1 tRNA gene and 2 rRNA genes (1 of these 3 cut by a window edge) are annotated in these 3,161 nt (G+C 56.6%); all 3 read right to left on the bottom strand.

The features are described from left to right. Positions 1 to 107 precede the first annotated feature (107 nt). Positions 108 to 184, bottom strand: a tRNA-Met gene (locus tag IEY58_RS34065). Between the two features lie 29 nt (positions 185 to 213). Further along, positions 214 to 329 (bottom strand): 5S ribosomal RNA (gene rrf / locus IEY58_RS34060). Between the two features lie 99 nt (positions 330 to 428). Next, a 23S ribosomal RNA gene (locus tag IEY58_RS34055) occupies positions 429 to 3,161 on the bottom strand; it runs 14 nt beyond the window's last position.

Genomic DNA, 3,161 nt, shown 5'->3' with positions numbered 1-3,161 from the left:
TGACGTGCTGGGGATCGCGCTGCGGGGCGATCGTGCGGCGTTGCTGCGCTTTGGGGTCCGGAACGGCAAAAAACCCCTGAAAGCGGAATGCTTTCAAGGGCTTGATCTGGTTGCGGGGGCAGGATTTGAACCTGCGGCCTTCAGGTTATGAGCCTGACGAGCTACCGGGCTGCTCCACCCCGCGTCGGTATGGGGACCATGTGTGACTGGAAGACCTGGCGGCGACCTACTCTCCCACGTCTTGAGACGGAGTACCATTGGCGCTGAGGGTTTTCACGGCCGAGTTCGGGATGGGATCGGGTGTATTGCCCCTCGCTATAGCTGCCAGGTCGTCCAGTGACACATGGTATTGGTGTCATTGGGATCTGTGTGAACCGGTTTGGGGTGTCTTTTGGGCGTTTGTCGCTGCGTGCGACGGGTGCTGGAGGGTAATGAAGCCGATCGAGCGATTAGTACCAGTTAGCTGCACGCGTTACCGCGCTTTCACACCTGGCCTATCGACGTGATGGTCTATCACGGCTCTCGAGCGAGACCTGGTTTTGAGGGGGGTTTCCCGCTTAGATGCTTTCAGCGGTTATCCCGGCCGTACTTAGCTACCCGGCGATGCGGCTGGCGCCACAACCGGTACACCAGAGGTACGTCCATCCCGGTCCTCTCGTACTAGGGACAGATCCTCTCAAGTCTCGAACACCCACGGCAGATAGGGACCGAACTGTCTCACGACGTTCTAAACCCAGCTCACGTACCACTTTAAATGGCGAACAGCCATACCCTTGGGACCTGCTCCAGCCCCAGGATGTGATGAGCCGACATCGAGGTGCCAAACGACTCCGTCGATATGGACTCTTGGGAGTCATCAGCCTGTTATCCCCGGCGTACCTTTTATCCGTTGAGCGATGGCCCTTCCACGCGGGACCACCGGATCACTATGGCCGACTTTCGTCTCTGCTCGAACTGTCGCTCTCGCAGTCAGGCGGGCTTATGCCATTGCACTCAACAGCTGATTTCCGACCAGCTTGAGCCCACCATCGCGCGCCTCCGTTACTCTTTGGGAGGCGACCGCCCCAGTCAAACTACCCGCCATGCAGGGTCCTCATCCCGGGTTCACGGGATCGAGTTAGATATCAGAGATCGAGAGGGCGGTATTTCAAGGGTGCCTCCACACGATCTGGCGACCATGCTTCAAAGGCTCCCGCCTATCCTACACACGCAATCCCTAATACCACTGCAAAGCTGTAGTAAAGGTGCACGGGGTCTTTCCGTCTAACCGCGGGTACTCCGCATCTTCACGGAGAATTCAATTTCGCTGAGTTGGTGTTGGAGACAGCGGGGAAGTCGTTACGCCATTCGTGCAGGTCGGAACTTACCCGACAAGGAATTTCGCTACCTTAGGACCGTTATAGTTACGGCCGCCGTTTACCGGGGCTTCAATTCAGAGCTTGCACCCCTCCTTTTAACCTTCCGGCACCGGGCAGGCGTCAGACCCTATACGTCGTCTTGTCGACTTCGCAGAGCCCTGTGTTTTTAGTAAACAGTCGCCACCCCCTGGTCTGTGCCCCCCGCCCTGGCTTGCGCCAAAACGGGGCCCTCTTATCCCGAAGTTACGAGGGTAATTTGCCGAGTTCCTTCAACACCATTCTCTCAAGCGCCTTGGTATACTCTACCAGTCCACCTGTGTCGGTTTGGGGTACGGTCTATAAGGCGGGGCTATTTCCTGGAAGTACTAGGCTGCCCACCCAATCCAATAAGGGCAGACAGCTTCCGTCCTTCGTCACACCCGCCAGGCTGAGGAATATTAACCTCATTCCCATCGACTACGCCTTTCGGCCTCGCCTTAGGGGCCGGCTCACCCTGCGTGGATTAACCTTGCGCAGGAACCCTTGGACTTTCGGCGACAGAGTTTCTCACTCTGTTTGTCGCTACTTATGTCAGCATTCTCACTTCCGATACCTCCAGCAAACCTTACGGTTCACCTTCACCGGCTTACGGAACGCTCCGCTACCGCGTGCCTTGCGGCACACCCGAATCTTCGGTGCATGGCTTGAGCCCCGTTACATTTTCGGCGCAGGACGGCTTAACTAGACCAGTGAGCTATTACGCTTTCTTTAAAGGATGGCTGCTTCTAAGCCAACCTCCTGGTTGTCTTGGCCTTCCCACATCCTTTCCCACTTAGCCATGACTTGGGGACCTTAGATGTCGGTCTGGGCTGTTTCCCTCTCGACGACGGACCTTAGCACCCGCCGTCTGTCTGCCGGACTATACTGACCGGTATTCGGAGTTTGGTTAGGTTTGGTAAGAATTGCTTCCCCCTAGCCCATCCAGTGCTCTACCCCCGGTCGTAAACATCCGACGCTCTACCTCAATAGATTTCGCGGAGAACCAGCTATTTCCGAGTTTGATTGGCCTTTCACCCCTAGCCACAGGTCATCCCCGTCTTTTTCAACAGACGTGGGTTCGGTCCTCCAGTGCGTGTTACCGCACCTTCAACCTGCCCATGGCTAGATCACCCGGTTTCGGGTCTAATCCCGGCAACTTATTCGCCCTATTAAGACTCGCTTTCGCTACGCCTACACCTACCGGCTTAAGCTTGCTGCCGAGACTAACTCGCTGACCCATTATACAAGAGGTACGCCGTCACGCCACGAAGGCGCTCCGACTGCTTGTAGGCATCCGGTTTCAGGAACTGTTTCACTCCCCTCATTGGGGTGCTTTTCACCTTTCCCTCACGGTACTAGTGCACTATCGGTCACTGAGGAGTACTTAGGCTTGGAGGGTGGTCCCCCCACGTTCAGACAGGATTACACGTGTCCCGCCTTACTCGAGGGCAGATCGCGTCATGTCGCATACGGGGCTGTCACCCACTCTGGCCAACCTTTCCAGGTTGTTCTGCTAATCGACGACCTACCACTGGCCTGGTCCGCGTTCGCTCGCCACTACTAGCGGAGTCTCTGTTGATGTCCTTTCCTCCGGCTACTGAGATGTTTCAGTTCGCCGGGTTCGCCTCGCCAACCTATGAATTCAGTTGACGATCACCCATGAAGGGCGGGGTTTCCCCATTCGGAGATCCACGGATCAAAGAGTGCTCGCCTCTCCCCGTGGCTTATCGCAGCGTGCTACGTCCTTCATCGCCTCTCAGTGCCAAGGCATCCACCAGATGCCCT

Source organism: Aliidongia dinghuensis (assembly GCF_014643535.1).
Lineage (GTDB): Bacteria > Pseudomonadota > Alphaproteobacteria > ATCC43930 > CGMCC-115725 > Aliidongia > Aliidongia dinghuensis.
Note: the sequence above shows the minus strand (reverse complement) of the source record. Positions and strands in the feature narration are given on the sequence as shown.